This window comes from Actinomycetota bacterium (genome assembly GCA_036280995.1).
Lineage (GTDB): Bacteria > Actinomycetota > CALGFH01 > CALGFH01 > CALGFH01 > CALGFH01.
In genome coordinates this window covers 1-2,081 of the sequence record DASUPQ010000531.1, presented here as the reverse complement: position 1 = coordinate 2,081, position 2,081 = coordinate 1, and the positions used below count along the sequence as shown (strand labels likewise).

The window sequence follows — 2,081 nt, the reverse complement described above, 5'->3', positions numbered from 1 at the left end:
GGGGGCGCCGGCGAATTCGCCGGCGCCCCGCACCGTTTCGCTGGAGCCGGAGCGGCAGGGATGATGCGGGTGTCAACGCCCGTGACCCTCTGGGAACCCAGGGGAGGCCACCGTGGGTGCGTGCTGGGCCCGCGTCGACCTGCCCATGACGGTCCGCGCTGGCCGACCAGGGTGACCCGAGTCGGGAAATAGTCTTGCGTCTCCAGCTGGTGGAGGCTGGAAGATGCGGGGCATGGACGGCGACACGCGCTACTCGATCGGGGACCTGGCCCGACGGACCGGACTGTCGGTGCGCACGATCCGGTTCTACTCCGACCGCGGTCTGCTGCCGCCAACCAGCCGCAGCCCCGCCGGCTACCGCCGCTACGACCTGGACGCACTGGCCCGTCTGGACCTCGTCCGCACGCTGCGTGATCTCGGTGTGGATCTCGTCACCATCCAGCGGGTGCTGGACCGCGAGATCTCGGTGCCCGAGGTCGCTGCCGCACATGCCGAGGCGCTGGACACCCAGATCCGCACCTTGCGGCTGCGCCGAGCTGTCCTGCGTGCGGTGGCCAAGCGCGGGTCCAGTCCCCAGGAGATGGAACTCATGCACAAGCTGGCCAAGCTCTCGGACGCCGAGCGGCGCCGGATCATCCACCAGTTCATCGACGAGGCCTTCGGAGACCTCGACGCCAACCCCGACATGGTGGCCATGCTGCGCTCGGCGATGCCCGAGCTTTCCGACGACCCCACCCCCGAGCAGGTCGACGCCTGGGTCGAGCTGGCCGAACTGGTCCAGGACCCGGACTTCAAGGCGAGCGTCCGGCGGGCGGCCGAACACCAGGCGGCCGACCGGGCCGACGGCGACCAGTCGGGGTTGCACCACGAGCTGACCAACCAGATCCGAGAACGGGTCGAGGCGGCGCGAGCTGACGGGATCGACCCAGCGTCCGAGCAGGCCCGCCTGGTCCTGGCCGATCTGGTCGGCCGCTACGCCGAAACGTTCGGCACGGCCGACACCCCCGACTACCGCAGCAAGCTGCTGCTCCGACTGCAGATCGCCAGTGACCCACGGGTTGAGCGGTACTGGCACCTGCTGGCCACCATCAACGGCTGGCCCCCTCCACCGACCCTGGCTCCGGTGTTCGAGTGGTTCATCCAAGCGCTCCAGCACCACCCCGACCCGACGACAACCCCAGCATGAGCCCGAGTGGCCCCGCCCACCACGGACGGGGCCAGGCGCCGGCCAGGCCCGCGCCCGCCGAAGCCGCTAGCCCGACACGCGGTAGTGGAGGTGGACGACGCCGTTGCCGAAGCGGCGCTCGCCGAGCAGCTCCAGCTCCAGGCGGAGGCCGCCCGGGAAGGCCGGGTTGCCGCCGCCGACGACGACGGGGTTGAGGAACAGGTGGACCTCGTCGACCTGCCCGGCCTCGAGCGCCCGGGCGGCCAGGTGGGGACCGCCCACGCTGAGGTCGGCGCCGGCCGACGCCTTCAGCTCGCGGACCGCTCCGGGGTCGAAGTCCCGCTCGATCCGGGTCCGGGCGCTGGCCACGTCCTCCAGGGTCCTGGAGTAGACGATCTTGTCGGCCGCCCGCCAGATCTCCGCGTAGTCCCGCATGGAGGGTGGCTGGCCGGCCAGGGGCAGGGTCTCCCAGGCGCGCATCACCTCGTACATGCGGCGCCCGTAGAGGTAGGTCCCCACCGTCCGCTCCAGGTCGTTGACGAAGGCGTGCACCTCCTCGTCCGGCGCGGCCCAGTCGAACCTGCCCTCGGCGTCCGCCACGTAGCCGTCGAGCGACGTGATCGCGGAGTAGATCAGCTTGGCCATGGCCAGAAGTATGCGCGATGCACCCCGGCAGGGTGAGTCGGAGCGGCTCATGCCGGCGGCGGCGTGCCCGGCCAGCGCCCCCAGCAGGGACCCGCCGCCGGTGGTGGCGGCCAGCCGGCCGGCCCCGACCCCGGCGAACGGGAACAGGGCCACCACCCGCTCGCGGTCCCGCGCACAGCCGTTCGCTGACCGGGGCCGGTCGTCGTCACCCTCACCGGGTGATCTCGCGACGGCGGCTACCCGCTCTCCTCGGTGACGATGTCGCGCAGGC

At 71.9% G+C, this 2,081-nt stretch carries 2 protein-coding genes; one reads left to right on the top strand and one right to left on the bottom strand.

Annotated elements, in window-relative coordinates; translation table 11 throughout:
* Positions 1-232 precede the first annotated feature (232 nt).
* A complete protein-coding gene (locus tag VF468_17850) occupies positions 233-1,186 on the top strand; it encodes a MerR family transcriptional regulator (protein ID HEX5880154.1) in 954 nt (317 codons plus the stop codon).
* Positions 1,187-1,252: 66 nt separating this feature from the next.
* Here the strand turns inward: VF468_17850 and VF468_17845 are convergent, their stop codons facing one another.
* Positions 1,253-1,810, bottom strand: a complete 558-nt coding sequence (locus VF468_17845) for a dihydrofolate reductase family protein (GenBank protein HEX5880153.1) — start codon at positions 1,808-1,810, stop codon at positions 1,253-1,255.
* Positions 1,811-2,081: the final 271 nt, after the last annotated feature.

Excerpts from the sequence above, each read along its gene's own strand:
- VF468_17845 (HEX5880153.1), bottom strand. The coding sequence starts at position 1,810 with ATGGCCAAGCTGATCTACTCCGCGATCACGTCGCTCGACGGCTACGTG.
- VF468_17850 (HEX5880154.1), top strand. The coding sequence starts at position 233 with ATGGACGGCGACACGCGCTACTCGATCGGGGACCTGGCCCGACGGACC.